Origin of the sequence: Pseudomonas hydrolytica (assembly GCF_021495345.1) — a bacterium.
Classification (GTDB): Bacteria; Pseudomonadota; Gammaproteobacteria; order Pseudomonadales; family Pseudomonadaceae; genus Aquipseudomonas; species Aquipseudomonas hydrolytica.
The window spans coordinates 2,420,778-2,446,719 of record NZ_CP099397.1; the positions used below are offsets into that span (position 1 = coordinate 2,420,778).

At 67.4% G+C, this 25,942-nt stretch carries 21 protein-coding genes and 1 pseudogene; 20 read left to right on the forward strand and 2 right to left on the reverse strand.

Annotation, left to right across the window (positions count from 1 at the left end):
• Positions 1-26: 26 nt before the first annotated feature.
• The 17 genes and pseudogenes from tagH (at position 27) to L1F06_RS11270 (ending at position 20,491) form a co-directional block, all read left to right on the forward strand.
• The gene (gene tagH / locus L1F06_RS11190) at positions 27-1,469 is read left to right on the forward strand and encodes a type VI secretion system-associated FHA domain protein TagH (protein WP_129482650.1); all 1,443 of its coding nucleotides are present in this window, start codon (positions 27-29) and stop codon (positions 1,467-1,469) included.
• Positions 1,470-1,543: 74 nt separating this feature from the next.
• A complete protein-coding gene (gene tssJ / locus L1F06_RS11195) occupies positions 1,544-2,011 on the forward strand; it encodes a type VI secretion system lipoprotein TssJ (RefSeq protein WP_129482651.1) in 468 nt (155 codons plus the stop codon).
• Between the two features lie 20 nt (positions 2,012-2,031).
• A complete protein-coding gene (gene tssK / locus L1F06_RS11200; RefSeq protein ID WP_129482652.1) occupies positions 2,032-3,366 on the forward strand; it encodes a type VI secretion system baseplate subunit TssK in 1,335 nt (444 codons plus the stop codon).
• Between the two features lie 6 nt (positions 3,367-3,372).
• Positions 3,373-4,734, forward strand: coding sequence for a DotU family type VI secretion system protein (locus L1F06_RS11205; RefSeq protein ID WP_012018660.1), 1,362 nt, complete (start codon positions 3,373-3,375; stop codon positions 4,732-4,734).
• The gene (gene tssM, locus L1F06_RS11210) at positions 4,731-8,246 is read left to right on the forward strand and encodes a type VI secretion system membrane subunit TssM (protein WP_129482653.1); all 3,516 of its coding nucleotides are present in this window, start codon (positions 4,731-4,733) and stop codon (positions 8,244-8,246) included. The genes L1F06_RS11205 and tssM overlap by 4 nt, the downstream gene beginning before the upstream one ends.
• Entirely contained in the window at positions 8,243-8,932 is a 690-nt protein-coding gene (gene tagF, locus L1F06_RS11215; protein ID WP_003246992.1) for a type VI secretion system-associated protein TagF, read from the forward strand. The genes tssM and tagF overlap by 4 nt, the downstream gene beginning before the upstream one ends.
• A complete protein-coding gene (locus L1F06_RS11220) occupies positions 8,932-9,660 on the forward strand; it encodes a PP2C family protein-serine/threonine phosphatase (protein ID WP_041772884.1) in 729 nt (242 codons plus the stop codon). The genes tagF and L1F06_RS11220 overlap by 1 nt, the downstream gene beginning before the upstream one ends.
• Positions 9,661-9,675: 15 nt before the next feature.
• The gene (locus L1F06_RS11225) at positions 9,676-12,732 is read left to right on the forward strand and encodes a serine/threonine-protein kinase (protein ID WP_129482654.1); all 3,057 of its coding nucleotides are present in this window, start codon (positions 9,676-9,678) and stop codon (positions 12,730-12,732) included.
• A complete protein-coding gene (locus L1F06_RS11230; protein ID WP_129482655.1) occupies positions 12,732-13,436 on the forward strand; it encodes an ABC transporter ATP-binding protein in 705 nt (234 codons plus the stop codon). Before L1F06_RS11225 ends, L1F06_RS11230 begins: the two co-directional genes overlap by 1 nt.
• Positions 13,436-14,629, forward strand: coding sequence for an ABC transporter permease (locus tag L1F06_RS11235; RefSeq protein WP_129482656.1), 1,194 nt, complete (start codon positions 13,436-13,438; stop codon positions 14,627-14,629). Before L1F06_RS11230 ends, L1F06_RS11235 begins: the two co-directional genes overlap by 1 nt.
• Complete coding sequence (locus L1F06_RS11240; RefSeq protein WP_129482657.1) at positions 14,622-16,427, forward strand: formylglycine-generating enzyme family protein; 1,806 nt, start codon at positions 14,622-14,624, stop codon at positions 16,425-16,427. The genes L1F06_RS11235 and L1F06_RS11240 overlap by 8 nt, the downstream gene beginning before the upstream one ends.
• Before the next feature lie 86 nt (positions 16,428-16,513).
• Positions 16,514-17,410, forward strand: coding sequence for a type VI secretion system-associated lipoprotein TagQ (tagQ, locus tag L1F06_RS11245; protein WP_129482658.1), 897 nt, complete (start codon positions 16,514-16,516; stop codon positions 17,408-17,410).
• Between the two features lie 187 nt (positions 17,411-17,597).
• Positions 17,598-17,761 (forward strand): annotated as a pseudogene (locus L1F06_RS11250) (con-10 family general stress protein).
• A gap of 152 nt (positions 17,762-17,913) precedes the next feature.
• Positions 17,914-18,777, forward strand: a complete 864-nt coding sequence (galU, locus tag L1F06_RS11255) for a UTP--glucose-1-phosphate uridylyltransferase GalU (RefSeq protein ID WP_012018651.1) — start codon at positions 17,914-17,916, stop codon at positions 18,775-18,777.
• Positions 18,778-18,805: 28 nt separating this feature from the next.
• Positions 18,806-19,660 (forward strand): SDR family oxidoreductase, encoded by an 855-nt coding sequence (locus L1F06_RS11260; RefSeq protein ID WP_012018650.1) that lies wholly within the window; start codon positions 18,806-18,808, stop codon positions 19,658-19,660.
• A gap of 114 nt (positions 19,661-19,774) precedes the next feature.
• The gene (locus L1F06_RS11265; protein WP_003246981.1) at positions 19,775-19,945 is read left to right on the forward strand and encodes a con-10 family general stress protein; all 171 of its coding nucleotides are present in this window, start codon (positions 19,775-19,777) and stop codon (positions 19,943-19,945) included.
• A gap of 78 nt (positions 19,946-20,023) precedes the next feature.
• A complete protein-coding gene (locus L1F06_RS11270; protein ID WP_012018649.1) occupies positions 20,024-20,491 on the forward strand; it encodes a PA2171 family ribosome-binding persister protein in 468 nt (155 codons plus the stop codon).
• Between the two features lie 42 nt (positions 20,492-20,533).
• Here the strand turns inward: L1F06_RS11270 and L1F06_RS11275 are convergent, their stop codons facing one another.
• A complete protein-coding gene (locus L1F06_RS11275; RefSeq protein WP_012018648.1) occupies positions 20,534-21,502 on the reverse strand; it encodes a methyltransferase in 969 nt (322 codons plus the stop codon).
• A gap of 14 nt (positions 21,503-21,516) precedes the next feature.
• A complete protein-coding gene (locus L1F06_RS11280) occupies positions 21,517-22,917 on the reverse strand; it encodes an iron-containing redox enzyme family protein (RefSeq protein WP_129482659.1) in 1,401 nt (466 codons plus the stop codon).
• 155 nt (positions 22,918-23,072) lie between these two features.
• On the opposite strand from L1F06_RS11280, the gene L1F06_RS11285 reads away from it, so the two are divergent.
• The 3 genes from L1F06_RS11285 (at position 23,073) to L1F06_RS11295 (ending at position 25,896) form a co-directional block, all read left to right on the forward strand.
• Positions 23,073-24,209 carry a carboxylate-amine ligase gene (locus L1F06_RS11285; protein WP_129482660.1) on the forward strand — a complete coding sequence of 379 codons (1,137 nt, stop codon included), beginning with the start codon at positions 23,073-23,075 and terminating at the stop codon, positions 24,207-24,209.
• A gap of 57 nt (positions 24,210-24,266) precedes the next feature.
• Positions 24,267-25,433, forward strand: coding sequence for a zinc-dependent alcohol dehydrogenase (locus tag L1F06_RS11290; protein ID WP_129482661.1), 1,167 nt, complete (start codon positions 24,267-24,269; stop codon positions 25,431-25,433).
• 100 nt (positions 25,434-25,533) lie between these two features.
• On the forward strand, positions 25,534-25,896 hold the full coding sequence (locus tag L1F06_RS11295; protein ID WP_003246837.1) for a YgaP family membrane protein: 363 nt from the start codon (positions 25,534-25,536) through the stop codon (positions 25,894-25,896).
• Positions 25,897-25,942 lie beyond the last annotated feature (46 nt).

The window sequence follows — 25,942 nt, forward strand, 5'->3', positions numbered from 1 at the left end:
GTCGCGATGATTTGCAAGGAGCTTGAATGCCACTGCGTCTGACCATCACCAGTTATCACAAGCTGACACCCGGGCAGCGCGCGGAGGTGGAACTCGACCAGGGAGAGCTCAAAATCGGGCGTAATCAGGACAATGACTGGGTTCTGCCGGACCCCGAGCGCCTGGTTTCCGGACAACACTGCGTGATCCAGTTTCGCGGTGGCACCTACTATCTGACCGACACCAGCACCAATGGCGTGCAACTGGTCAACGCGGGCATCCGGATGCATCGCGGCAACAGCGAACCGCTGCACGATGGCGAGCTGATTCGCCTCGGTGAATACGACATTCTGGTGCATCTGAGCAGCGCCAATTTTTCGACAGAAACGCCGGTGATGGCCAATAGCGATCCCTTCACCGGCTTCGATGCGCTCATGAGTCGCCAGGGCGGCAGCGCTGCGGTTTTCCCCGAACCGGCAGCGCCTTCCACCTTCTCGGTGCAGATGCAGCCCGGCGGTTCGCCACTGGATACCAAACCGGATCTGTTCGATTTTCTCGCCGCGCCGGCAGTACCGCCGCCCACCTTGCCGGACCATGTGCCGGCCGAGCGTCACGACTTTCGCCCACCGCAGCCGCAACAACCGCCGCAGGCACCGGCTGCGGATGCCCCAGCCGTGTCGTCGGCCCCGGCCATTCCCGCGGACTGGGACCCGTTCGCCGACTTGGGCATCGCCCCGGCGTCGCCGCCCGCGCCGCCGCAGCCGATTCCACCAGCCCCGCCGGTGGCAGCGCCTGAGCCCGTGCAAGCCAAGGTGCCCGAGCCCCAGCCTGCAGCGATTGCCGCCAGTGCCAAGCCGGCCGCGCCGAGCAGCGCCGTCCCGACACCTGCAGCCGCTGTGAACAGTGACGCCCTGGAAGCATTTCTGCGTGGCGCCGGCGTCGAGCAACTGCGCATCGACCGTGGCGAGGCCCTGGCGCAGATGGAGGCCATCGGCCGCAGCTACCGGCAGATGGTCGAAGGCCTGGTGGACGTGTTGCGTGCCCGGGCCAGCCTCAAGGGCGAGTTCCGCATGGCGCAGACCATGATCCAGCCGGTGGAAAACAACCCGCTGAAATTCGCGCCGAACGTGGAAGAGGCGCTGCTGTTGCTGCTGCGCTCGGGCAATCAGGCCTTCATGCCGGCCGACCAGGCCATCGCCGAGAGTTTCGATGACCTGCGTGCCCACCAACTTGCAGTAATGGCGGGAGTGCAGGCAGCAATAAAACATCTGTTGAAGCGCTTCGAGCCGGCAACGCTGGAGGCGCGCCTGAACAAACCCTCCGGACTTGGCGGCTTGTTGCCCGGTGCGCGCCAATCCAAGTACTGGGAGTTGTTCACGGAAACCTACGCCAGCATTTCCCGCGAGGCGGAAGATGATTTCCAGGACCTGTTCGGTCGCGAATTCAGTCGAGCCTACGAAGAGCACAGCGCAAAGTTGCGGAGAAGTTAATAGCCAATACAACCAGGCGGAACAGTTGTTAATTCTGAATTGAAATAATCACAAGATTCATGAGGACGCCAAAGATGCCAAGGATATTCTGGGGAGTGCTGGCTCTGCTGTTGACTGCCTGCGCTTCGGAACCGCCACCGCCGGCACCTACCGTCGTGCGTCTGCAACTGCAGGCCACTACCGACCTCAACCCGTCCGGCAGCGGCCAGCCGGCGCCGGTGCGGGTACGCCTGTATGAGCTCAAGAGCGGCGCGATATTCAGTCGCGCCGACTATTTCTCCCTGGTCGAGGCAGCCAGTGCCACGCTCGGCAGCGACCTGGTGGAGCAGGACGAACTGCTGATCCAGCCCGGCGAACAGCTGATTCTCGACCGTACCCTGGACGAGCAGAGCCGCCTGCTCGGCTTCGTGGTCGCCTACCGCGACCTGGATGATTCGGTGTGGCGGCAACTGGTCAACATCCCGCCGCACCAGACCAGCATCCTCAACGTCAGCCTCAGCGCCCGCGCGATCAGCGCCGTGCCTGCGACACCGGCCAAGTAAGCCGCTCGGGAGATTCGCTCATGTCCTGGAATAACCGAGTGGTGTGGTCCGAGGGAATGTTCCTGCGCCCGCAACACCTGCAGCAGCATGATCGCTACCTGGAAACGCTGGTCGACAGCCGCTGCCGGCCGATGTTCGCTGGCGGCTGGGGCTTCTCCGAACTGCAGCTGGATGCGGCGCTGCTGACCCAGGGCAAGCTGGCCATTCTCAGCGCCCGTGGCGTGTTGCCCGACGGTACGCCCTTCGACATCCCCGGCGAGGACGTGGCGCCGACGCCGCTGATCGTCGACCCGGAAATGCGCGACAAGCTGATCTACCTCGGCCTGCCGCTCAAGCGCGCCGGCACCCGCGACACCGTGGAGGAGGGCGAAGCCCTCGGCGGCGCCCGCTACATCAGCCAGGTGCGCGAGGTGCGCGACGACAACGCGCCGTTCGAGAGCCGCGCGCCGCTGGCCATCGGCGGCAAGGCCCTGCGCCTGCTCACCGAACGCGATGGCCTCGGCGAGTACGCCTGCATCGGCGTGGTGCGGGTGGTGGAAAAGCGTGCCGACAACGCCTTGCTGCTCGACGAGAGTTACATCCCGCCGTTGCTGGACGTCGCCGCCTCGCAGCCGCTGGCGGCCTTTCGCAGCGAACTGCAGGGCCTGCTGCATCAGCGCGGCGAGGTATTGGCGGGCAGGGTGGTGGCCTCCGGTGCCGGCGGCGCCTCGGAAATCGCCGACTTTCTGCTGCTGCAGCTGGTCAACCGCGCCGAGCCGCTGATCAGCCACCTGGCCCGGCTCAGCCCGCTGCACCCGGAGGCCTTCTACCGCGAGGCGGTGGCGCTGGCCGGCGAATTCGCCACCTTTTCCAGCAGCGGCAGGCGCCCGGCCGAGTACCCGGCCTACGAGCACGACGACCTGGCGGCCAGCTTCGCCCCGGTGATCCGCGAGCTGCGCCAGGCATTGTCGATGGTCATCGACAGCCGCGCCACGCCGATTCCCATCGTCGAGAAATCCTACGGGGTGCACGTGGCCATGCTGGCCGACAAGAACCTGCTGCAGGGCGCCAGCTTCGTCCTGGTGGTGCGCGCCGACGTGCCGGCAGAGAACCTGCGCAGCCTGTTCCCGCAGCAGGCCAAGGTCGGCTCGGTGGAGCACATTCGCGACCTGGTCAACCTGCAGCTGCCGGGCATCGCGCTGCTGCCGATGCCGGTGGCACCACGGCAGATTCCCTATCACGCCGGCTCCAGCTACTTCGAGCTGGATCGCGGCAGCGACCATTGGAAGCAGTTGGCCAATTCGGGGGGCTTCGCCTTCCATATCGCTGGCCAGTTCCCCGGCTTGAACCTGGCCTTCTGGGCCATCCGAGGGTAGTTCTCCATGCATCCGATCGACGATCCGTTCGGCGGCCCGCCGGGCAACGGTGGTGGTGGCTCAGGCCCTGGCAACGACCGCACCATGATCATGCCGCGCCCTGGCGGACGGGCGCCTGAGCCGCCGGCCGGCCAGCCCCGCCCCGCGCCTGCAGCCGGGCCGGCGCCGGCCATGCCTGGCGCGCCCCTGCCCAGCAGCCTGGCCCAGGGCCTCAACCCGCTGGAGCGCGCAGCGGCGCCGCTGCTGGCGCTGCTGACGCGTTTGCGCAACACCATTTCCCATCCGATGCCGGCCAGCCTGCGCGCGCAATTGCTGGCCTATCTGCGCCAGTTCGAGGAACAGGCCAAGGGCGCCGGCGTGCCGCAGGACGAGGTCATGCTCAGCCGCTATGTGCTGTGCACCGCGCTGGACGAGGCGGTGCTCAGCACGCCCTGGGGCAGTGGCAGCGACTGGGGCAAGCAGAGCCTGCTGATTACCCTGCACAACGAGGCCTGGGGCGGTGAGAAGGTGTTCCAGCTGCTCGAGCACTGCCTGCAGAACGCCCGGCAGAAGCTGAACATTCTCGAGCTGCTGTACCTGTGCATGTGCCTGGGTTTCGAGGGGCGCTACCGGGTGATGAACGACGGCCGCAGCCAGCTCGAAGCCCTGCGCGAACGTACCGCGGCGACCATCCGCAGCGTCCGTGGCGAGTACGAACGCGGTCTGTCGCCGCGCTGGCGGGGCGTCAGCGCGGTGCGCGATCGCCTGTCGCAGTTCGTCCCGCCCTGGGTCGGCATCGCCGTATGCCTGGCGCTGCTGCTGCTTCTGCTGTTCGGCCTGCGCCTGAAGCTGGCCAGCGACGCCGAACCGGTGTTCCGCAATATCCACGCGTTGGGCGAGATCCCGGTGCAGACCATCGACCGGCCGCCGGTACAGCCCAAGCTGATCGAACGCCCGCGTCTGGCACGTTTTCTCGAAGACGACATCCGCGCCCAGCGCGTCGCCGTGGAGGATGCGGTGGACCGTTCGGTAGTGACCATCCGTGGCGATGAGCTGTTCGCTTCCGGCAGCGCCAGCATCTCCGACAACCTGCAGCCGCTGCTGCTGCGCATTGCCGAGGCCATCCGCCAGGTCAAGGGCAACGTGCTGGTCACCGGTCACAGTGACGACCGGCCCATCGCCACCTTGCGTTATCCCTCCAACTGGAAGCTGTCGCAGGACCGCGCGCAGCAGGTCATGGACGTCCTGGCCGCGCGCAGCGGCCAGCCGGAACGCTTCACCGCCGAAGGGCGCAGCGACACCGAACCGGTGGCCTCCAACGAGAGCGCCGCCGGCCGCGCACGCAACCGCCGGGTGGAGATCACCGTATTCGCGGAGGGCAACCTGTGAAGGCCTTCTTCAATTTCTGTGTGCGCTGGCTGGTGCCTATTCTCGGTCTGACCGCGCTGAGCCTGGTGATCTGGTTCGTCGGCCCGCTGATCGCCATCGGCGGCTTCGAGCCGCTGGCCTCGGCGACGGTGCGCTGGATTCTGATCGCGCTGCTGTTCCTGACCTGGATCGGCTTTCGCGTCCTGCGCCTGATCCAGGCGCGGCGCAACGCCGCCAAGGTCATGCAGGGGCTGGTGGCGGTGGCGCCGGATGCCGCCAGCGTGGCCACCGCCGAGGAGCTGGCGACCCTCAAGCAGCGCATGGACGAAGCCCTGCAACTGCTGAAGAAGGCCAAGCTCGGCGGCCAGGAGCGGCGCAACCTCTACGAGCTGCCCTGGTACGTGATCATCGGTCCGCCCGGTTCGGGCAAGACCACCGCGCTGGTCAACTCCGGGCTCAACTTCCCCCTGGCCGAGCATATGGGCGGCGGCGCCATCCGTGGCGTCGGCGGCACGCGCAACTGCGACTGGTGGTTCACCGACGAGGCCGTGCTGCTGGATACCGCCGGCCGCTACACCACCCAGGACAGCCACGCCGAGGTGGATAAGGCCGCCTGGCTGGGCTTTCTCGACCTGCTCAAGAACCAGCGCAAGCGCCGCCCCATCGACGGCGCGTTCATCGCCATCAGCCTGTCCGATCTGCTGCTGGGCAGCGAGAGCGAGCGCGCCGCCCATGCCCGTTCCATCCGTGCTCGGGTGCAGGAGCTCTACGCCCAGCTCGGCGTGCGTTTCCCGATCTACGTGATGCTGACCAAGTTCGACCTGGTGCCCGGCTTCATGGAGTTCTTCGACGACCTCAGCAAGGAGGAGCGCGGCCAGGTCTGGGGTACCACCTTCCCCCTGGACGACGGCAAGAGCGGAGAAGGGCCGCTGGCTGGCTTCAAGCAGGAGTTCGCCGCGCTCGAGGAGCGCCTGACCCAACGCCTGGTGGAGCGTCTGCAGCAGGAGCGCGACCCCAACCGGCGTGACCTGATCTACGGCTTCCCGCAGCAATTCGCCGCGCTGCGCGACAACCTCGCCAGCTTTCTCGACGGCGTGTTCAAACCCAATCCCTACGAGGAGCGGGTGCTGCTGCGCGGCGTCTATTTCACCAGTGGCACTCAGGAAGGCAGCCCTATCGACCGCCTGATCGGTGCCATGGCGCAGAGCATGAACCTCGATCGCCAGCACCTGGCGCGGCAGACCGGCACCGGGCGCAGCTACTTCATCGAGCGGCTGTTTCGCGAGGTGGCCTTCGGCGAGCGCGGCCTGGTCGGCGCCAACCCCAAGGTGGAACGCCGGCGCAAGTGGATCACCCGCGGCGCCCTGGCCGCTTCGGTGCTGCTGTTCGTCGCGGTCGCCAGCGTCTGGCTGGTCAGCTACAACGCCAACCAAGCCTATATCGCCGAGGTCGACGCGCGGGTGGCGCCGCTCAAGGGTCAGCTGGAGGCCCTGAGCCCGGCGCAGCGCGAGGTGCTGGCGGTGCTGCCGCTGCTCAACGCCATTCGCCACGTGGCGGACAACCCGCCGTCCTGGGCCGCCGGCTTCGGCCTGTACCAGGGCGACATGCTCGGCGCCGAAGCCGGCAGCGTCTATCGCAAGCTACTGATCGCAGTGATGGCGCCGCGGCTGCTGACCCGCATCGAGGAACAGCTGCGCAGCGGCGGCAATTCCGACTTCCTCTACGAGGGGCTCAAGGCCTATCTGATGCTGGCCAGCGCCGACCAGTACGATGCGGACTTCATCAAGGCCTGGATCAACCTGGACTGGGACCAGAGCCTGCCGCGCGATCTGGCGCCGGATCAGCGCCTGGCCCTCGGCGAGCACCTCGATGCGCTGTTCGCGCGCAAGCCGCCACCGGCGCGGCTGGACGAGAACCTGATCGAGGACCTGCGTCGTCAGCTGCAGCAGATGTCGGTGGCGCAGCGCGTGTACAACCGGGTCAAGCGACAGAAGCTGCCTGACGGTCTGCCGGACTTTCGCATCAGCGAAGCGGCCGGGCGCGACGCCGCCCTGGTGTTCACCCGCAAGAGCGGCAAGCCGCTGAACGATCCACTGAGCGGCTTCTACACCTACCGCGGCTATCGCCAGGTATTCATGGTCGCCAGCCTCAGCCAGTCCGGCGCGCTGGCCGAGGAGCAGTGGGTGCTGGGCCGACCGCTGGCGGACAACCAGGACGCCGCCAGCCTGGCCCTGGAGGTACGCAACCTGTACTTCCAGGACTTTCTCGGCCAGTGGGAAAGCCTGCTCGGCGATATCGATTTCGTCGCCATCACCAGCGTGGCCCAGGCGGCCGACGTGATGCGCGTGCTCTCCGGGCCCAATTCGCCGCTCAAGCAGCTGCTCGAGGCGGTGGCGCGGGAAACCGACCTGCAGCAGGAAGACCGCCTGCTCGCCGACAAGCTCAAGGCCGCCGACGGCACGGTGGACAAGCTCAAGCAGCAACTCGGCTCGCTGGTCGGCCAGGGGGGGCAGAACCAGCCGCAGGCCGCGCCACAGGTGGACCCGATCACCGCCCGCTTCAACGAGCTGAACAGCCTGGTGCGCAAGCCCGAGGGTAGCAACAGTGCGCCCATCGACGACCTGCTGGCCCAGTTCAACGAACTCTACGTGCAGCTCAGCGCCATGAGCGGCGCCAGTGGCGACGCCTTGCTCGGCGAGGCGAAGAATCAGGCCGTGGCCTCGGCGCAGCGGGTCAAGCTGGCCGGCGAACGCCAGCCGCCGCTGGTGCAGAACCTGGTCAACTCGGTGGTTAGCGCCACCACCAACAGCATGATGGGCGGCATCCGCAGCCAGCTCAACGCCGCCTGGGTGGCCGAGGTGGTCAACGTCTACCGCCAGTCGCTGGCCGGCCGCTATCCGCTGGACAGTGGCAGCACGCGTGACGCCACGCTGGAGGACTTCGGCAACTTCTTCGGCGTCGGCGGGGTGATGGACAACTACTTCCGCAAGTACCTGCAGCCCTACGTCGACACCTCGGCAACCACCTGGCGCTGGCAGCCGGGGGCGGCCGAGCGCTTGGGGATAGGCAGCGGCGTGCTGCAGACCTTCCAGCGCGCGGCGGCGATCCGCGATGCCTTCTTCCGCTCCGGCGGCACCCAGCCCACGGTGCGCTTCGAGCTCAAACCGGTGGCGATGGACGCGGCGATCAGCCAGTTCATCCTCGATCTGGACGGCCAGCAGATGACCTACGACCACGGTCCCAGCCGGCCGGTGGCGATGCAGTGGCCGAGCCCCAACAGCCTGGGGGTGGTGCGCCTGTCGATCACCCCGCCGACCAGCGCCGGGCGTTCCGGCCTGACCCTGGACGGCCCCTGGGCCTGGTTCCGTCTGCTCGAGCAATCCGACCTGACCCCCGGCGCCTCGCCGGACCGCTTCACCCTGCGCCTGCGCGTGGACAACGCCAGCGTGGCCTGCGAACTGCGCGCCAGCAGCGCCTTCAATCCCTTCCGTGGCCGTGTGCTGAGCGGCTTCAGCTTGCCGGAGCGGTTATGACGGTGGGCTTCTACGGCAAGCTGGCGAGCCGCGGCGACTTCATCCATCGCGGCCTGCCCAGCGCCTTCATCGAATCCTGGGATGCCTGGCTGGCCACGGGCATCGCCACCAGCCAGCAGGAGCTTGGCCCGGCCTGGCTCGATGCCTATCTGGTCAGCCCGCTGTGGCGCTTCGCCCTGGCGCCGGGCCTGGTGAGCAGCGAAGCGGTCACCGGGGTGATGATGCCCAGCGTCGACCGGGTCGGCCGTTACTTCCCGCTGACCATCGCCTGCCTGCTGGACGCCGATGCCGACCTGGGCTCGCTGCTCGGCGGCCCGGACGCCTGGTACGAGCAGGCTGAGGCGTTGTTGCTGTCGACGCTGGAGGAAGGCAGCGAATGCGAGGCCTTCGAGGCCGCGGTGGCCGCCCTTGGCGATCCGCCTTGCAGCCGGCGCAGGCCGCGCACGCCAGGCTTTCGGCAGATGCATTTCGGTGTCGCCAGCCCGGCCGAGCGCCTGGCCGTGCTGGCTCAGCTCACCTGTGAAGGCGCCAGTCTGTGGTGGGGGCGCGGCTCGGAGCATGTCGCCGCCGGCCTGCTGTGCTGCGCCGGGATGCCGGCAGCGCAGGCGTTCAGTGGCCTGTTGCTGGGAGCGGATGTATCGCCGGCTCCCAGCCTGGCCGCGCAGTTGCAGAGCGAGAGCCGATGATGAACGCAGCCGCAGTGGAGCAGTACCAGTCCGCCAGCCACAGCCATGTCGGCATGGTCCGCCAGGTCAACGAGGACGCCTGCCTGGACGCCCAGGAGATCGGCCTGTGGGCGGTGGCCGACGGCATGGGCGGGCATGCCGCAGGGGATTTCGTCAGCAGCCTGATCGTCGACAGCCTGCGCCGGGTGATGCCCACGCAGCAGCTCGATGACTACGTGCAGGCATTGCGCGACTGCGTCGACGAGGTCAATCGTACGGTGCGCGAAGAGGCGCAGCGCCGTGGCGTGAGCATGATGGGCAGCACCCTGGTGCTGCTGGTGGCGCGCGGCGAGCAGGCCGTCTGTCTGTGGGCCGGCGACAGCCGCCTGTACCGCCTGCGCGACGGCGTGCTGCAGGCCATCAGTCACGATCACAGCTACGTGCAGGAGCTGATCGACAGCAGCGTGCTCAGTGAAGCCGAGGCGCGCGAGCACCCCATGGGCAATATCGTCACCCGCGCGGTCGGCGCCCAGGAGCGCCTGGAGCTGGCCGAGGTGCAGCTGCAGGTGCTGCCCGGCGACTGCTTCCTGCTGTGCAGCGACGGCCTCACCCGTACCGTCGAGGAGCACGAACTGCAGGACGTGCTCGGCCACGTCGCGCCCTACGAGATGGTGCGCAGCCTGGTGCATCTGGGCCTGACCCGCGGGGCGCCGGACAACATCACCGCCATAGTCGTCAAAGCCTATTGAAGGACGCAGTAACCCATGGATATCGAAATACCGGGGTACGAGATCGAGCGCGAGCTGGGCGACGGCGCCATGGCCGTGGTCTACCTGGCCACCCAGCGCTCGCTGGAGCGCAAGGTGGCGCTCAAGGTGATGGCCGCGGCGCTGGCTGCCGATCCCAGCTTCTGCGAGCGCTTCCTGCGCGAGGGCAAGACCCTGGCGCGGCTGTCCCATCCCAATACCGTGACCATCCACGACATCGGCAATGTCGGCAGCCATTACTACATGGCCATGGAGTACCTGCCCAACGGCACGCTGAAGGAGCGCATCGCCGCCGGGCTGAGCGCGGAGCAGGGTATCCAGTACCTGCGCCAGATCGCCTCGGCGCTCGGCTATGCCCATGCCCAGGGCCTGGTGCACCGCGACGTCAAACCGGCCAACATCCTGTTCCGCGCCGACGGCACCGCGGTGCTGTCGGACTTCGGCATCGCCAAGTCGCTGGAAGACCGTACCCAGTTCACCCAGGCCGGCTTCGCCGTCGGCACCCCCAGTTACATGAGCCCGGAGCAGGCGCGCGGCCAACAGGTCGACGGGCGTACCGACCTCTATGCCCTGGGCGTGGTGCTCTACGAGATTCTCACCGGTCAGCTGCCCTACGTCGGCGCCGATTCGCTGTCCACCGCGCTGGCCCACCTCACCCAGCCACTGCCCGAGCTGCCGATTGCCCAGGGGCGCTACCAGCCCATCCTCAGCCGCCTGCTGGCCAAGGATCCGGCCGATCGTTTCCCCGATGCCGCGGCGCTGATCAAGGCGCTGGACGAACTGGCCGCCAGCCCGCCCCCCGCAGCAACCGGCGGCGACAGCGAAGCCACCCAGTTCCGCCCGCTGGGCCTGCCGGACGCGCCGGCGCAGCGCTCCATGCCGACCGACCTCGGCGGCCTGCAGGCGGTTTCGGTAAGCATGCCATCGGCGCAGAGCGAGGCACCGCGTTCAACCGAGGAGCATCCCACCCGCGTCCCGCCCGCCAAACCTGCGGTGCAAGCCGCACCTTCGCGCAGCCCGATGCTGGCGATAGCGGCATTGGCGCTGGTCGGCCTGCTGGTGCTGGCCGGCGGTGGCTACTGGTTGTTCAGCGGTTCGCCCAAACCGCCGTCACCCGAGCAGGCGCAGAGCGACCCACCGGCGGACGATGCGAAGCCGCCGGTGGTAAGCGAAGGCACGCCCGGCGCCCTGGCCACCGACGGCGGCGAGCGCCCGCTGCTGATGCCGGGCAAGAAGACACTGTTCCAGCGCGTGCTGAGCAAGCCCGATGCACGTCTGGCCAGCGAACCCGGTCAGGCCGCACAGGGGCGCGAGCTGCCGGCCTTTTCGGTGCTGTATGTCTACCGCCGTGAAGAGCAGGCCGGGCGCACCTGGCTGCAGGTGGGCGCCTCCAGCGATGGCACGCGCGACGGCTGGCTGGCGGCGGATCAGGCCAGCGACTGGAAACAGAGCCTGGTGCTCAAGTTCACCGAGCGCTCCGGGCGCTCGCCGGTGATGTTCCTCGACAGCCGCAGCACCCTGGAGCAGTACCTGGCCGACCCGGCCACGGCCCGCACGGCGCTGCACCAGGCCCGCTACGAGACGGCGCCGCCGGAGGTGATTGCGCTGGAGCCGGCCGCCAACGCCATCCCGCAGGAGCAGTTCTACCTGCTGCCGATCTTCGATTCGGCCGAAAGCTACGACGCCGGCGGCGCGCCGGTGCAACTGCTCAACGTGGCCTCCATCGACCCGGGCGACGCCGAAAAGGTGATCGGCGACGGCAGCCAGCGCTACCAGCACGACAAGTTCCGCACCGGCATCGTGCTGGTGGTCGATACCTCGGTGTCCATGCAGCCCTACATCGACCGCGTGGTGCGAGTGGTGGACGAGCTGCACAAGCAGATCGCCAGCCGCGGTGATCTGGACAACGTCAGCTTCGGTCTGGTGGGCTTTCGCAGCAACGTCGACAAGACGCCGGGGCTGGAGTACGTCACCCGCACCCTGGTGACCCTGGAAGAGGGCAGCGACCCGCAGCGTTTCGTCGACCTGGCGCGCCAGGTCAAGGCCACCAGCGTCTCCAGCCACGCTTTCAACGAGGATGCCTTCGCCGGCGTGATGGAGGCCGTGGAAGGCATGGACTGGACGCCCTACAGCGGCCGGCTGATCCTGCTGGTCACCGATGCCGGGGCGCTGCGCAAGAACGACCCGCTGAGCCGCACGCAGATGAACGAGGCCGAGGTGCGCGAGGCGGCGCTGCGCAAGCAGATCAAGATCTACGCGCTGCACCTGCGTACGCCCATCGGCCGCGACAACCACGGTTTCGCCGAACAGCAGTACCGCAGCCTGACCGCCGACGCCAACCCGCTGATCGGCGACCTGTACATCCCGGTGGCCGACGGCGAGGTGGAAAAGTTCGGGCAGACGGTCAAGGAGATCGGGATGATCTTCGCCGAACTGGTCAATCAGGTGGCCAACAACCAGGTCCAGGCGCCGTCCGAACATCAGTCCACGCGCAGCATCGCGGCCAAGAGCAATGCCATCGGCTATGCCATGCAGATGGACTTTCTCGGCCGCCGCTCGGCCACCCAGGCACCGCAGCTGGTCACTGCCTGGACCGCCGACCACGACCTGACCAACCCCTCGCTGCCGGCCTTCCAGGTCTGCGTGCTACTGACCAAGTTGCAGCTCAACGACCTGCAGCAGTCGCTCAAGCTGATCGTCGACGCGGCGCGGCGTACCCAGTCCTCGCCCAAGGACTTCTTCCAGGAAATCGCCAGCGCCAGCGCCTACATGAGCCGCGACCCCAGCGGCCTGAGTCAGGGCCGCAACCTGGCCGAGTCCGGCATCCTCGGCGAGTACCTGGAAGGGCTGCCGTACCGCAGCAAGTCGCTGAACATGACCCAGGAGCTGTGGCTGTCGCTCAGCGTCGCCGAACAGCAGGACTACATCGACGAGCTGGAATCGAAGATCCGCCTGTATGAAACCTTCCACAACGACATCGGCCACTGGGTGCGCTTTGGCGATGCACAACCGGGCGACGCGCTGTACCGCGTGCCGCTGGCGACGCTGCCCTGATGCTGCGCCTGCGCGATATCGGCAAGAGCCGACCGGGTTACCGCCTGCAGGTGCCGCGCCTGGACCTGCGCCCGGGGCAGCGCCTGGCACTGGTCGGGCCCAGCGGCAGCGGCAAGAGCACCTTGCTCGACCTGCTGGCCCTGGTACTCAGCCCCGACCCCGGCGGCGCCCTGGAATTCACCCGCGACGGGCAGACCCGCGATATCGCCGCGCTGTGGCGGCACGATCGTCAGGATCAGCTGGCCGAGTTGCGCAGCCGGCTGATGGGCTACGTGCTGCAGACCGGCGGGCTGCTGGGTTTTCTCGACGTGCGCGACAATATCGGCCTGTCGCGCGCCTTGCTCGGCATGCCCGACGACGTCACCGTGCAGCGCCTGGCCGAGCGCCTGGAAATCGCCGACCAGCTGGACAAGCTGCCGGCCGCGCTGTCGGTGGGCCAGCGGCAGCGCGTCAGCATCGCCCGCGCCCTGGCCCACGGCCCGGCCCTGGTGCTGGCCGACGAACCCACCGCATCGCTCGACCCGCTCAATGCCGAGCGGGTCATGCAGCTACTGGTGGAGCGCGCGCAGGAGCAGGGCGCCTGCATCCTCATCGCCACCCATGACGAAGCGCTGGCCCGGCGCGTCGGGCTGCAGCCGTTGCGCCTGGCGGTGGAGCGCGGCGAGCAGGGCGGCGTGCTGGCGACCCTGCAGGAGGCCGGCTGATGCGCCTGCGCCTGATGGGCCAACTGGCCTGGCACGACTACCGCCGCGAAGGGCGACTGTCGGCCTGCGCGATATTGGCGCTGGTGGCGGTGCTGGCCCCCCTGCTGGTGCTGTTCGGTCTCAAGTTCGGCCTGATCAGCACCCTGACCGAACGCCTGGAGCGCGACCCCGGCATCCGCGAGGTGATCCCGCTGGGCGGCGGGCGCTTCGGCAACGAGGCCATCGCCGAGTTGCGCGCCCGCCAGGACGTGGCCTTCGTCATCCCGCGCACGCGGCAGATCGCCGCCACGGCCGAGCTGTCCAGCGACAGCGGGCGGGTGACGGTGGAAATGATCCCCACCGCACCGGGCGATCCCCTGTTGCCGCAGCTGGATCAGCCCCTGGCGCTGGATGCCGTGGTGCTCAGCCAGCGCGCGGCGGAAAAGCTCGGCGTGATCGCCGGGGACCAGCTGCAGGCCGCCTTCGGCCGTCAGGTAAGCGGGCGCAGCGAGTTTCAGCGCACCGGCCTGCGCGTACAGGCGGTGCTGCCGCTCAGCGCCTTCGCCCGCGACGCGCTGTTCGCCGACCTGCGCCTGCTGGAGGCTGCCGAAGACTACCGCGACGGTCTGGCCGTCAGCGCATTCGGCTGGCCCGGGCAAGAGTCCACTGCGGTCGGGCGGATCTACCCGAGCTTTCGCCTGTACGCCGCCGACCTCGACAGCGTCGAAGTGCTGCGCCGCCACTTCGCCGGGCGCAACCTCGAAGTCGCAACCCAGGCCGAAACCATCGCCCAGGTGCGCTCGCTCAGCCGCAACCTGACCCTGGTGTTCTGGATCATCGCCTGCCTGGCGCTGGGCGGCGCCTTCGCGGCCATGACCGCCAGCGCACTGGCCGCGGTCGAGCGCAAGCGCCGCGCGCTGTCGGTGTTGCGCCTGCTGGGCTTCTCGTCCTCTGCGCTGGTCGCCTTCGTGGTGTTGCAGGCGCTCTATACCGGACTGTTCAGCACGCTGCTGGCCTGGGCGCTGTATGCCGGCGCGGAGTTCGGCCTGAACCAGCTGTTCCAGCACAGCCCCGGCGAGTACGCCTGCCGCCTGCTGGCCGGACATTACCTACTGGCCCTGCTGGTCACCCTGTTGTGCAGCAGCCTGGCGGCCGCCTCGGGCGGCTGGCGGGCTGCACGAATCGAAGCTTCGGAAGGATTGCGCGATGTCTAGAGGTCACTGGGCCCTGCTGTTGCCCGCATTGTTGGTGCTCGGCTGCTCCGAGGGGGAACAGGCCAAGCCGGTCGCCGCCCAGGCTCAGGCGGCGGAGGAGGCCGCGCCGCAGGAAGCGCCGCCAACCCCAAGCCCGCAGCCAAGCGCCGCGGCGCAGGCACCGGGCACCCCGCAAAACTACAACCCGAAACCGCTGGAGGACGATGTCGCCCTGCCGCTGCCCTGCGGCGGCGAGATGGTCTTTCGGCATGTCTATATCCTTGCTCGCGGCACGCTGGACGACCGCGAGATCAGCCTCGGCTACCCGTTCAATGAGGGCGATCCGGGCTATCAGCAATCCTTCATTTCCGGCTACCGCCGCGACTTCATCAACGGCCAGTTCGTCGTCGAGGATCTGCCCGAGGACTGGCGCAGCCGCATCGCGCCGACCCTGCCGATCCGCCAGGACGACGAGCTGCTCAAGCCCATGCTGTATTTCGTCGGCAAGTACGAGGTGACCGAGCGCCAGTACCAGCAGGTGATGGATCAGGCGCCGGCGCTGGCCGGCGCTGGCGAGGAGGTGTGCACGCCGGTGGCCGGCGGGGTGATGGCGCGCCGGCCCAAGGTCAATCTGTCGCGCTTCGAGGCCGAGCGCTTCGCCGCGGTGTACAGCGCCTGGCTGCTGCGGCATCACCGCGAGCGGCTGCCGATCAGCGGCCGCGGCAGCAACCCGGAAGACGGCGGCGTCGGTTTCGTGCGCCTGCCCACCGAAGTGGAATGGGAATTCGCCGCCCGCGGCGGGCATGCGGTGAGTCGCCAGGAGCTGGAGGGCAGGCTGTTTCCGCGGCGCGAGGAGGGCGTCGAAGGCGACGGCCCGCTGGCCGACTGGGCGGTGTTCACCCAGGTCGCCGGCGGCACGGGGCAGGGCGCACGGCTGCTGCCGGTGGGCAGCAGAAAGCCCAACCCACTGGGCCTGCACGACGTGATCGGCAACGCCGCGGAAATGGTTCACGACCCCTTCCAGATGGTGCATGCGGGCCGCCGCCAGGGCACCTACGGCGGTTTCGTGGTCAAGGGCGGCAACTACCTGGAAGGGGAAATGACCCTGTTCACCGGCATGCGTCGCGAGTACCCCTCGTTCGCCGCCGATGGCAGCGAACAGCGCAACGAGACCACCGGTTTTCGCGTCGCCCTGGGCGCGCTGTCGGCGCCGCGCTCGCGCTATCAGGAGCTGTTCGAACAATGGCAGCGCGAGGGGCGCCTGGCCGGCCTGACCGACGAGATCGAGGCGGCCGACGACCCGACCCTGCTGCTCGACAGCATCATCGCCGGCAGTGACGACCCCGAGCTGCAGGCGCGCCTGGCGCTGATCAACGAGGAGCTCAAGCGCAACGTTTCGCTGATCGCCCAGCAGCGTCAAGAGGCGGCGGCCAACCTGATCCAGTCCGCCGCGCTGGTGGCCGAAACGGTCAACAACTACAACATCCGCCTGACCAACCTGCAGAACAGCCTGAACCAGGCGCGCCAGGCCAAGGACCAGACCGCGGTGAAACTCTACGAGTCGGCCATCGCCAATGGCCGCAGTGCGCTGGACGGCGCGGTGAGCATCTACATCGACAACCTGGCCACCGGCACGCGCTACAGCGATGCGGTGATCCAGGCGCAGTTTCAGCGCACCCGGCAGGAGCTGGAACGCCAGCCCGTGCTGGGTAAGAGCCTGGTGAAACGGGCTACGCTGTTTGTGAAGCACGTAGGCGAATATCGCCAGCAACGCAGGGCCGATCCGGCAGCCATTCTCAAGGAGCTGCTGGCACCCTGAAGCAGGAGAGCCGGGCCGCGGGTGAGGGCGCCGTACGCCCCGGCCGGCAGGATGGAATCAGACAACTCAAGCATGAGGCCAATACCATGGAATACCCGCAGATCCGCTTCATACGCTCCTCGCTGATGTTCGCCGGAGCCTTCTCCATCCTCTTGCTGGGAGGCTGCGCCAGTGTCGGTGGTGGCGTCAGCTCCAAGGTGGCCAAGACCACCCAGGCCAACTACTACCCGGCCTGTTACGAGCCGGTCAATCACCTGCGCGCTTCCGATGCGGCCATGCAGAAATCGGTGACCACCGGCGCCGTCACCGGCGGCCTGCTCGGCGGCCTGGCCGGTGCCCTGAGCGGTGGCGACAATGCCGGGCGCAACGCGCTGATCGGTGCGGCGGCCGGCGCCCTGGTCGGCGGGGCGGCTGGCTACTACACCGAGCGGCAACGGCAGATCAGCGACGATCGCCAGCGCATCGCCTCCTACGGCAGCGACTTCGAGCGCAGCACCATGGACCTGGATCGCAGCATCGTCCACGCCAAGGCGGCGCAGGACTGCTATCAGCGCGAGTTCGAGAACCTGCGCGCGGCCCACCGCAACAAGACCATGAGCGACAGCGAAGGGCGCAATCGCTTCGCCGAAATACTCAGCGGCCTGAAGGAAACCAACGCCCTGCTGGCGGCTGCCGACGGCCGCACCGGCGAGGACATCAACACCTACACCCAGGCCTACGAGAAGGACCTGCAGCAGGTCGGTCTGGAACGCCAGCAGGTGGCGGTGGCCGCCAAGGTGGAAAGCGCGCCGGCCAGCAAGCCGGCACCGGCGGCCAAACCGGTGCCGCAGGAAGCGGTGGTGACCGAGCAGAAGATCCAGAAGGCCAGCGCCAAGCGCAGCGAGGCGCAGCAGGTCAGCAGCCGCGGCACCGGCATCATCAGCAGTGCCTGCAACAACCCGGACCTGGGCGACTGGGCGCCGGATCCCTGCACCAGCGTCTGAGGCAAGCGCCCGGGCATTGGCCGGCTCCCTCTCTCGCCGGGAGAGGGAAGCTGACATGCCCAGGCGCTCATTACCGCTCGTCAGCAGCCCTCCGAACACCCCCGCAAATAGGCTGAACATCCGCTGCTGGCGCTTTCTCCAAATCAGAGCAGGGCAATGTTGCCTGGCCAGTCGAGGAGACCGCGACATGAACCATAACCCCGGAAATCTCGCCAATGATCGTCAGAAGGCCTCGGAGGCCGGCAAGAAGGGCGGGCGCAGCAGCGGGGCAGCTTCGCCAACGACCGTCAGAAAGCGACCGAAGCCGGACGCAAGGGTGGCCGAAACAGCCACGGCGGTGGCCGCACCTGAACGTACCGAGGTGACGGGATGCCGCTGGCAGGCCTCCCGGGCGCGCTCGCGAGGGCCTCTACGGGAAGGCGCGGGCGGCGAAATACCTTGAACCCGCGAAGCGGCGAGCGAGTCAGGTTCTAGTACCAACCCACTCATTTGGTACGAGCCTCATGATCACGAAATGCTTATTCCCCGCTGCGGGTTACGGTACCCGCTTTCTTCCCGCTACCAAGTCGATGCCCAAGGAAATGCTACCGGTGGTCGACACGCCGCTGATCCAGTACGGCGTCGAGGAAGCGCTCGAGGCCGGCCTTACCCAGATCGCCATCGTCACCGGGCGCGGCAAGCGCTCGCTGGAAGACCACTTCGACATCAGCTACGAACTCGAGCACGAGATTTCCAATACCAGCAAGGAAAAATCCCTCATCGGCATTCGCCATCTGATCGAAACCTGCACCTTTTCCTATACCCGCCAGGTGGAGATGAAGGGCCTCGGCCATGCCATCCTCACCGGTCGCCCGCTGATCGGCGACGAGGCCTTTGCCGTGGTGCTGGCCGACGACCTGTGCCTTAACGTCGACGGCGACGGCGTGCTGAGCCAGATGGTCAAGCTCTACGAGCAGTTCCGCTGCTCCATCGTGGCGATCGAGGAAGTGCCCATGGACGAGGTGTCGCGCTACGGCGTGATCGCCGGCGAAGCGCTGCGCGAGGACATCTTTCGCGTCGAGCGCATGGTGGAAAAACCGAACCCCGAAGACGCACCGTCCAACCTGGCGATCATCGGTCGCTACATTCTCACCCCCGACATCTTCGAACTGATCGAGCAGACCGAGCCGGGCAAGAGCGGCGAGATCCAGATCACCGACGCGCTGATGAAGCAGGCCCAGCAGGGCTGCGTGCTGGCCTACAAGTTCAAGGGCCAACGCTTCGACTGCGGTTCGGCCGAGGGCTACGTGCAGGCCACCAACTTCTGCTTCGAGAATCGCCACAAGACTCACCCCGTGATCGCCAGCCCACGCCTGCAGGCGGTGTAGCGCATCAACCATCAGCGGAGAAGCGCAGATGAACGACAAGACATTGCCCGCGCAGCATCAGGATCGACAACCCGGTCTCGAGCACGCCATGCATCCCGAACCCGTGTACCTGTCCGATAGCTACCGCGCCGCCGACAAGCTCGCCGGCAAGGTGGCGATCATCACCGGCGGCGACAGCGGCATCGGCCGCGCCGTCGCCGTGCATTACGCCCTGGAAGGGGCCAAGGTCGCGCTGGTCTATCTCGACGAGAACGAAGACGCGCAAAAGACCGTGGACGAGGTGACCCGCCATGGCAGCGAGGCGATCGCCCTGGCCGGCGACGTGGGCGACGCAGGCTTCTGCCAGTGCGTCGTCGATGCGGTGATCGCCAAGTGGGGACGCCTCGACATCCTGATCAACAACGCCGGCGAGCAGCATCCCAAGGAAGACCTGCTGGAGCTGGAGGAGGCGGATTGGGAGCGTACCTTTCGCACCAACATCCTGGCCATGTTCCAGCTCACCAAGGTGGCGCTCAGGCACCTGCAATCGGGCGCCAGCATCATCAACACCAGCTCGGTCACGGCCTACAAGGGCAACCCCATGCTGCTCGACTACTCCTCGACCAAGGGCGCGATCACCTCGTTCACCCGCTCCCTGGCGATCAACCTGGCGCCGCGCGGCATCAGGGTCAACGGCGTGGCACCAGGGCCGATCTGGACACCCTTGATCCCGTCCACCTTCAGCGCCGACAAGGTCGCCGAGTTCGGCGCCGACACCCCGCTGGGGCGCCCTGGGCAGCCCTCGGAAGTGGCCCCGGCCTATGTCTACCTGGCCAGCAACGACGCCTCCTACATGACCGGGCAGATGCTCCACGTCAACGGCGGCAGCGTGGTCAATGGTTGAGTGCGCAGGCAGTCGGGAACGATGAAAAATACCCTGAACGACTCGACGCCTGATCTGCCTCAATTTATGTGAAGGCAATAACGCCTCGCGAACAACTATCAGGAGGTACCAGCAATGGCTACCAGCAAGAATCCGGGTAACTTCGCAAACGATCGTGAAAAGGCATCGGAAGCCGGCCGCAAGGGCGGCCACAACAGCGGCGGCAACTTTGCCAATGACCGCGAAAGAGCGTCCGAGGCAGGGCGCAAGGGTGGCCAGAACAGCCACGGCGGTCGTAACTCGTGACCGCTTCGTCAGGGCCCGCTTCTAGCGGGCCCTGACGTTCCAGCCTGCGTGATTACAAGACCTGAGGAGTGCATGACGATGAACGCCATCGAACTGCTGAAGAAGGACCATGAAACCGTCAAGGAGCTGCTGAGCCGGCTCGAGGAAACCACCGAGCGCGCGGTGCAGACGCGCAAGAAACTGATCAGCAAGATCGAGCAGGAACTGAAGATTCATACCGCGCTGGAAGAGCAGATTTTCTATCCCGCGTTCCGCCAGGCCGGCAGCAAGGACGATGCGGTGCTGGCCATCGAGGCGAAGGAAGAACACCGCGCCGTCGAGGCGCTGGTGCTGCCGGACATCAAGCAGACCTCGCCCTCGACCCTGGAGTTCGCCGGCCGCGTCAAGGTGCTCAAGGAGCTGCTCGAGCACCATATCGAGGAAGAGGAAAACGACATGTTCCCGCAGGCCAGAAAGCTCCTCGGCAAGCGCGAACTGGAGGACCTCGGCCAGGCCATGGAAACCCTGCGCAAATCGCTCAAGCAGGGCGAGGCCAAGGCAGCCTGATCCTCACCAGGCGGGTGCCTGCGCGCGGCAGGCACCTGCTGCTCAACGCTGTCGCGCCTGCGGCTGATAGGTCAGGCGCAGCGCCACGCAGGCGATACGATCGGCCTGCGCATAGGCCGGGTGCTGCAACTCCTCGCCGAACACGTCCGGATCGATTTCCTCGTAGCTCCAGTCCCAGCCGGTGTCGCCCAGCGACAGGCGGATGGCGTTGAGGAAGGGATCCTCGCCGTCGAAGATGGCCACGCCGGTATACAGCAGCAGCGTGCCGCCAGGGGCCAGACGTTCCATGGCCGTATCGAAGATCGCCAGCGACAGACCCGCACCGTGCTTGCCGCCGCCATGGCGATAGGTGCGTTGCTGCGGGTCGAGCATGTAGGGCGGGTTGGCGATGATCAGATCGAAGTAGCCGTCCACATCCCTGAGCAGATCGCTCTTGCTCACCTCCAGATTGAAGATGCCGGCCAGCCGCGCGTTCACCGCGGTCATGGCCAGCGCTCGTTCGTTGATGTCCAGGGCCAGCACCTGCGCCCCCGGACGCAGCTGCGCCGCGGTGATGGCGCCGGGCCCCGCGCCGCAGCCGATATCGGCGATGCGCCGCAGCGGCTGGTGGCAGTGCGTGAGGTGCTCGCGCAGCAGACGGGTGAAGCGATAGGTATCCGGACCGAAGAACACCGCATCGGCCTCCTCGGTGGGAAAGCGCGAATGGGCATACAGGCCGCCGTCGAGGGTCGACCAGCGCACCCGGCTGCGCCATTGCCCGTCCTGCCCCTGCAGCACCTGCGCTTCGTCCATGGCTTCGATGATCTCGGGTTCCAGCAGCCCATCGGCGAACGGGCGGCTCCAGCCGAAGACGTCGCGCAGATCGCGTGCCTGCTCGTTGCCGGGGCGGCCATTGACCCGTTGGTGGGTCGCCGGCGTCGGCGTGATGAAGTGATAACCGCGTGCCCGCAGTAGCGTGCCCAGACGCAGCAGGGCGAGGGTGGCGGGCGAAGCGAAATCCGGCTGATGCATGGGTGTCTCCAGAGTCAGTGAGCCTGCTGCAAGAGCGCGGCGAAGCTGCGCGTGGCCGCCAGGCCGGCCGCAGAGGCATGGTGCGCCGGAGCCAGCAGTTCGATCAGGCGACGTTCGCGGCCGGCTGGATCGAGACCTGCCAGCTGCGCCTGCAGCTCGCGCCGTTCGCGGTCCAGTTCGCCGCCCTGGGTCGCGGCGCCGGGCAGGTGTGAGACCTGGGCAGGGCGCCGCGGGCGGAAGGGGTTGGTCTGCTCGTCCTGGCTCCAGTCGCCGGCGATCCAGTCGTGCAGCAATTGCTTTTCGTAGGGACTGAACACGCCGAACATCGCCGCGCCTTCACCCTGCACCAGACGCCAGAAGCGGCTGTTGGCCGGATCCCTGTCGCGCCTGATCCAGCCATGCTGCTGCAGGGCGTCGAGAAAGCCGGCCACATCGCCTTCGGCGCCGAGCCATTCGTTGACCGTGCGCCCGCCGATACGGCAGTAATCGGAATGCACCTGGCTGGCCACGCTGCGCTTGCGCTCCAGCATCGCCAGCAGCTCGTGCTGTAGGTCGAAGGCTTCGATCACCGCCGTCGAGCCCGTGCCCAGCTCGCCGAGGCGATAGCCGTTTCGCACGCGCTGGTAGAACGCCTCGGCGTCGCCGACGACAGGCAGATTGTCCAGCACGCACTGCACGGCCTTGGCGGCATGGCCGGTGGCGCTGTTGTCGATGGTCACGTGCAGCTGGAAATAGTAGGGATCGATGCCCAGCTCGTTGAGCTCGAAACTGCTGATCAGCAGGTGCAGGGGCGGCTGTTCGTAACCCAGGTTGTAGCCGATGATTTCCGGCAGATAACGCTCGCACGCCAGGCCCAGGGCCAGCTGGATCGCTCCCTGGCGATAGAGTCCGTCGTCCAGCGCCTCGAGGTCGTCGCAGCCCTGGGTATGCAGCAGCCGGCGATACAGCAGCACGTGGTTCTGCGCCGGCACGCCGTCGCCCAGCTCTTCCAGGTAGGTACGCACCAGTGCGTGCATGCGCGCGTCGCGCCAGTGCGGCAGCGTGCCGTAGAGCCAGGCGCCATCGACAAGCTTGGTCGGCGCCACCGCGCGCAGAAAGTGCAGGGCATGGGAGCGATGCGGAAAGTAGCGCCGCTCGGCACCGGCGCGCCGGCTCGCCAGGTAGGCCGCGTACTGTTCGGTCACCGCCTGCGCATGCTGCCGGGACCACTGCGTCAGTTCCTCTACGCGGGACGGCAGCTCGCAGGGCAGCTCGCGGGCCTGCTCCAGGCATTGCTCGAGAAACTCCAGCGCCAGGGCATGGCCCGGCACGGGTTCGTCCAGCAGCTGGCGATAGGTGCGTTGCCAGGTGCCTTGCCGGGGCGGTGGCGCAATGGGGGTGGCGGAGGTGCTGTCGACGAAGCTGGCGATCGACATGAAAGGGTTCTCCTCGAACGGGCCTTGTTCTGTTTAGGAGGGCGCCGCCGGGACAAGATTCCACCTAATTTGCCGGTGCCTGCCGCTTCGTCCGAGAGGTTGAACCCTCACGCCCCGACGCCGCTCAACAGCAGCAAAGGCGGAGTGGACGGGACATGACACAGAGCACTTTCGGCATCGAGGAAGAGTACTTTCTCACCGACCTGACCAGCCGCCAGGTGGCCAGGCGCAACGTGGAGGCCTTCGCCACGGCCTGTCAGTACGAGCTCGGCGAGCGGGTGACGCGGGAGATGTTCGCCGCCCAGTTCGAAGTGGTCACCCCGGTGCTGCACAGCCTCACGGATGCCCGTCAGTGCCTGGAAGGTGCACGCCGCACCCTGGCGCGCCTGGCCAGGGAATTCGACTGCGGCGTGCTCGCCGCCGGCACCCATCCACTGGGCCAGTGGCGGCGCGTGCGGGCCACCGACATGCCGCGCTACCGAGCGATTTTCGATGATTACCGCATGGTCGCCAGCCGCAGCGTGCTGGCCGGGCTGCACGTGCATGTCGGCGTGGCCGAGGGCGTGGACCGTATCCGCCTGATGAACCGGCTGACGCCCTGGCTGCCGCTGCTGCTGGGCCTGAGTGCATCCTCGCCGTTCTGGAGCGGCCGCCCCTCCGGGCTGATGAGCTATCGCCAGGCGGTGTGCGACGAGTGGCCGCGCATGGGCATCCCCGATCATTTCGCCGACGAGGCCGAGTACCAGCGCTACGTGCAGGTGATGACCGACACCGGTTGCATCCGCTCGGCGGCCAACCTGTGGTGGAACATCCGCCCCTCGCTGCGCTATCCGACGCTGGAGCTGCGCATCGCCGATGCCTGCCCGCGGCTGGACGATGCGCTGTGCCTCGCCGGGCTGTTTCGCGCCATGGTCGAGCATGTGCAGCTCACCCCGCATCACGCCTGGTGCGATGACCCGCTGATCCGCGTGCTCACCCTGGAAAACCGCTGGCGTGCCAAGCGCCAGGGCCTGCGCGGGCTGTTCATCGAACCGGCCAGCCAGCGTCTGCTGACCTTCGCCACCTGGCTGGAGGAGGTGCTCGAGCGCATCGCCATCCAGGTGCCCGCGAGCGACCGCTGGATACTGGAGCATGCGCGCCACCTGGCGCTGCATGGCGGCAGCGCCGAGGCACAGCTGGCCGAATACCGCGGCGCCCGCGCCAACGGCCTGGAACATGGCGAAGCGCTGCACCAGGTGGTCGACAGCCTGATGGCGCAAACCGAACTGCATCCGTCGCAACAATTAGCCTGAACGTCCGCCCGAGACCGATTTCGGAATAGGGACATGCCCTGTTCCAGGAGAAAGCTCATGCGTGCATTGACCTACCATGGCAGCCACGACGTCCGCGTCGATCAGGTCGACGATCCCAGCATCGAACAGCCCGACGACATCATCCTGCGTGTCACCGCTACCGCCATCTGCGGCTCCGACCTGCACCTGTATCGCGGCAAGATTCCCCAGGTCAAACAGGGCGACATCTTCGGCCATGAGTTCATGGGCGTGGTGGAGGAGGCCGGTCCCGCGGTGACCGCGGTACGCAAGGGCGACCGGGTGATCGTGCCGTTCGTGATCGCCTGCGGCAGCTGCTTCTTCTGCCAGCTGGACCTGCACGCCGCGTGCGAAACCACCAACCCCGGGCGCGGCGCCATCCTCAACAAGAAGCAGATTCCTTCGGGCGCCGCACTGTTCGGCTACAGCCACCTGTATGGCGGCGTGCCGGGTGGCCAGGCCGAGCTGGTGCGCGTGCCCAAGGCCAATGCCGGCCCGTTCAAGGTGCCCGACGAGCTGGACGACGAGCAGGTGCTGTTTCTTACCGACATCCTGCCCACCGGTTACCAGGCGGCGATCAACGCCGGCATCAAGCCCGGCAGCAGCGTGGCCATCTACGGCGCCGGGCCGGTAGGGCTGATGAGCGCGGCCTGCGCGCGTATGCTCGGCGCCGAGCAGATCTTCATGGTCGATCACCATGACTACCGCCTGCAGTACGCCCAGCAGACCTACGGCGTGGTGCCGATCAACTTCGACGTGGTCGACGACCCGGCCGCCGCGATCATCGAGCAGACCGCGGGCCACCGCGGTGTGGATGCGGTGATCGATGCGGTGGGCTTCGAAGCCAAGGGCAGCCTGACGGAAACCGTGCTCACCGCCCTCAAGCTGGAGGCCAGCAGCGGCGTGGCCTTGCGTCAGTGCATCGCCGCCGTGAGGCGCGGCGGTACGATCAGCGTTCCCGGCGTCTATGCCGGCTTCATCCACGGCTTTCTGTTCGGCGATGCCTTCGACAAGGGCCTGACCTTCAAGATGGGCCAGACCCACGTGCACCCGCTCTTGCCGACATTGCTGCAGCACGTGCTCGAAGGCGAGCTGCGCCCGGAAATCATCATCAGCCATCGCCTGCCTCTCGCTGAAGCGGCCGAGGGCTACCGCATCTTCGAATCGCGCAAGGAAGAGTGCCGCAAGGTGATCCTGCGCCCATGAGCCGCTGGCCCGATTGTCTGAACCTTTGCCAGGGGGGCGCGCTTCTAAATCTCATCGGAGCCGCAAAGGCCCGTTATTCATCCTGACAGGAGGAACTGCCATGTCACTCAGCCACAATGTCCAACGCCTGGAACGTGCCATCTCGCTCGCCACCGGCGCCACCGCCGTGGTCACCGGCCTTTGCCAGGGCGGTTCGAGAGGGGTACTCAAGGCGCTGGGCGGCGCTGCCCTGCTGCAGCGCGGCTTCACCGGGCACTGCGTGGTCAAGGGGATGATCAGCGATCCCAAGACCGAACTCGAAGGCCTGCGCCAGTGCGTGGCCGACCTGCGCGCCGCCTTGCCGCGGCTGCAGAAGGAACTGGAGGCCGTGCAGCAGCGCCAGACCGCGCCCGGAGCACGAGAGGCACGGCTGGACAACGCCGTGGAAGAAACCTTTCCCGCCAGCGACCCGATCTCGCCCTGAACCAGGCTCGTCGCGATGGCGCGCTGGCGCCGTCGCCACACCGCAA

What these genes read in the sequence shown, in the direction of transcription:
- tagH (WP_129482650.1), top strand. Translation starts at nt 27, where the DNA reads ATGCCACTGCGTCTGACCATCACCAGTTATCACAAGCTGACACCCGGG.
- tssJ (WP_129482651.1), top strand. Translation starts at nt 1,544, where the DNA reads ATGCCAAGGATATTCTGGGGAGTGCTGGCTCTGCTGTTGACTGCCTGC.
- tssK (WP_129482652.1), top strand. Translation starts at nt 2,032, where the DNA reads ATGTCCTGGAATAACCGAGTGGTGTGGTCCGAGGGAATGTTCCTGCGC.
- L1F06_RS11205 (WP_012018660.1), top strand. Translation starts at nt 3,373, where the DNA reads ATGCATCCGATCGACGATCCGTTCGGCGGCCCGCCGGGCAACGGTGGT.
- tagF (WP_003246992.1), top strand. Translation starts at nt 8,243, where the DNA reads ATGACGGTGGGCTTCTACGGCAAGCTGGCGAGCCGCGGCGACTTCATC.
- L1F06_RS11220 (WP_041772884.1), top strand. Translation starts at nt 8,932, where the DNA reads ATGAACGCAGCCGCAGTGGAGCAGTACCAGTCCGCCAGCCACAGCCAT.
- L1F06_RS11225 (WP_129482654.1), top strand. Translation starts at nt 9,676, where the DNA reads ATGGATATCGAAATACCGGGGTACGAGATCGAGCGCGAGCTGGGCGAC.
- L1F06_RS11230 (WP_129482655.1), top strand. Translation starts at nt 12,732, where the DNA reads ATGCTGCGCCTGCGCGATATCGGCAAGAGCCGACCGGGTTACCGCCTG.
- L1F06_RS11235 (WP_129482656.1), top strand. Translation starts at nt 13,436, where the DNA reads ATGCGCCTGCGCCTGATGGGCCAACTGGCCTGGCACGACTACCGCCGC.
- L1F06_RS11240 (WP_129482657.1), top strand. Translation starts at nt 14,622, where the DNA reads ATGTCTAGAGGTCACTGGGCCCTGCTGTTGCCCGCATTGTTGGTGCTC.
- tagQ (WP_129482658.1), top strand. Translation starts at nt 16,514, where the DNA reads ATGGAATACCCGCAGATCCGCTTCATACGCTCCTCGCTGATGTTCGCC.
- galU (WP_012018651.1), top strand. Translation starts at nt 17,914, where the DNA reads ATGATCACGAAATGCTTATTCCCCGCTGCGGGTTACGGTACCCGCTTT.
- L1F06_RS11260 (WP_012018650.1), top strand. Translation starts at nt 18,806, where the DNA reads ATGAACGACAAGACATTGCCCGCGCAGCATCAGGATCGACAACCCGGT.
- L1F06_RS11265 (WP_003246981.1), top strand. Translation starts at nt 19,775, where the DNA reads ATGGCTACCAGCAAGAATCCGGGTAACTTCGCAAACGATCGTGAAAAG.
- L1F06_RS11270 (WP_012018649.1), top strand. Translation starts at nt 20,024, where the DNA reads ATGAACGCCATCGAACTGCTGAAGAAGGACCATGAAACCGTCAAGGAG.
- L1F06_RS11275 (WP_012018648.1), bottom strand. Translation starts at nt 21,502, where the DNA reads ATGCATCAGCCGGATTTCGCTTCGCCCGCCACCCTCGCCCTGCTGCGT.
- L1F06_RS11280 (WP_129482659.1), bottom strand. Translation starts at nt 22,917, where the DNA reads ATGTCGATCGCCAGCTTCGTCGACAGCACCTCCGCCACCCCCATTGCG.
- L1F06_RS11285 (WP_129482660.1), top strand. Translation starts at nt 23,073, where the DNA reads ATGACACAGAGCACTTTCGGCATCGAGGAAGAGTACTTTCTCACCGAC.
- L1F06_RS11290 (WP_129482661.1), top strand. Translation starts at nt 24,267, where the DNA reads ATGCGTGCATTGACCTACCATGGCAGCCACGACGTCCGCGTCGATCAG.
- L1F06_RS11295 (WP_003246837.1), top strand. Translation starts at nt 25,534, where the DNA reads ATGTCACTCAGCCACAATGTCCAACGCCTGGAACGTGCCATCTCGCTC.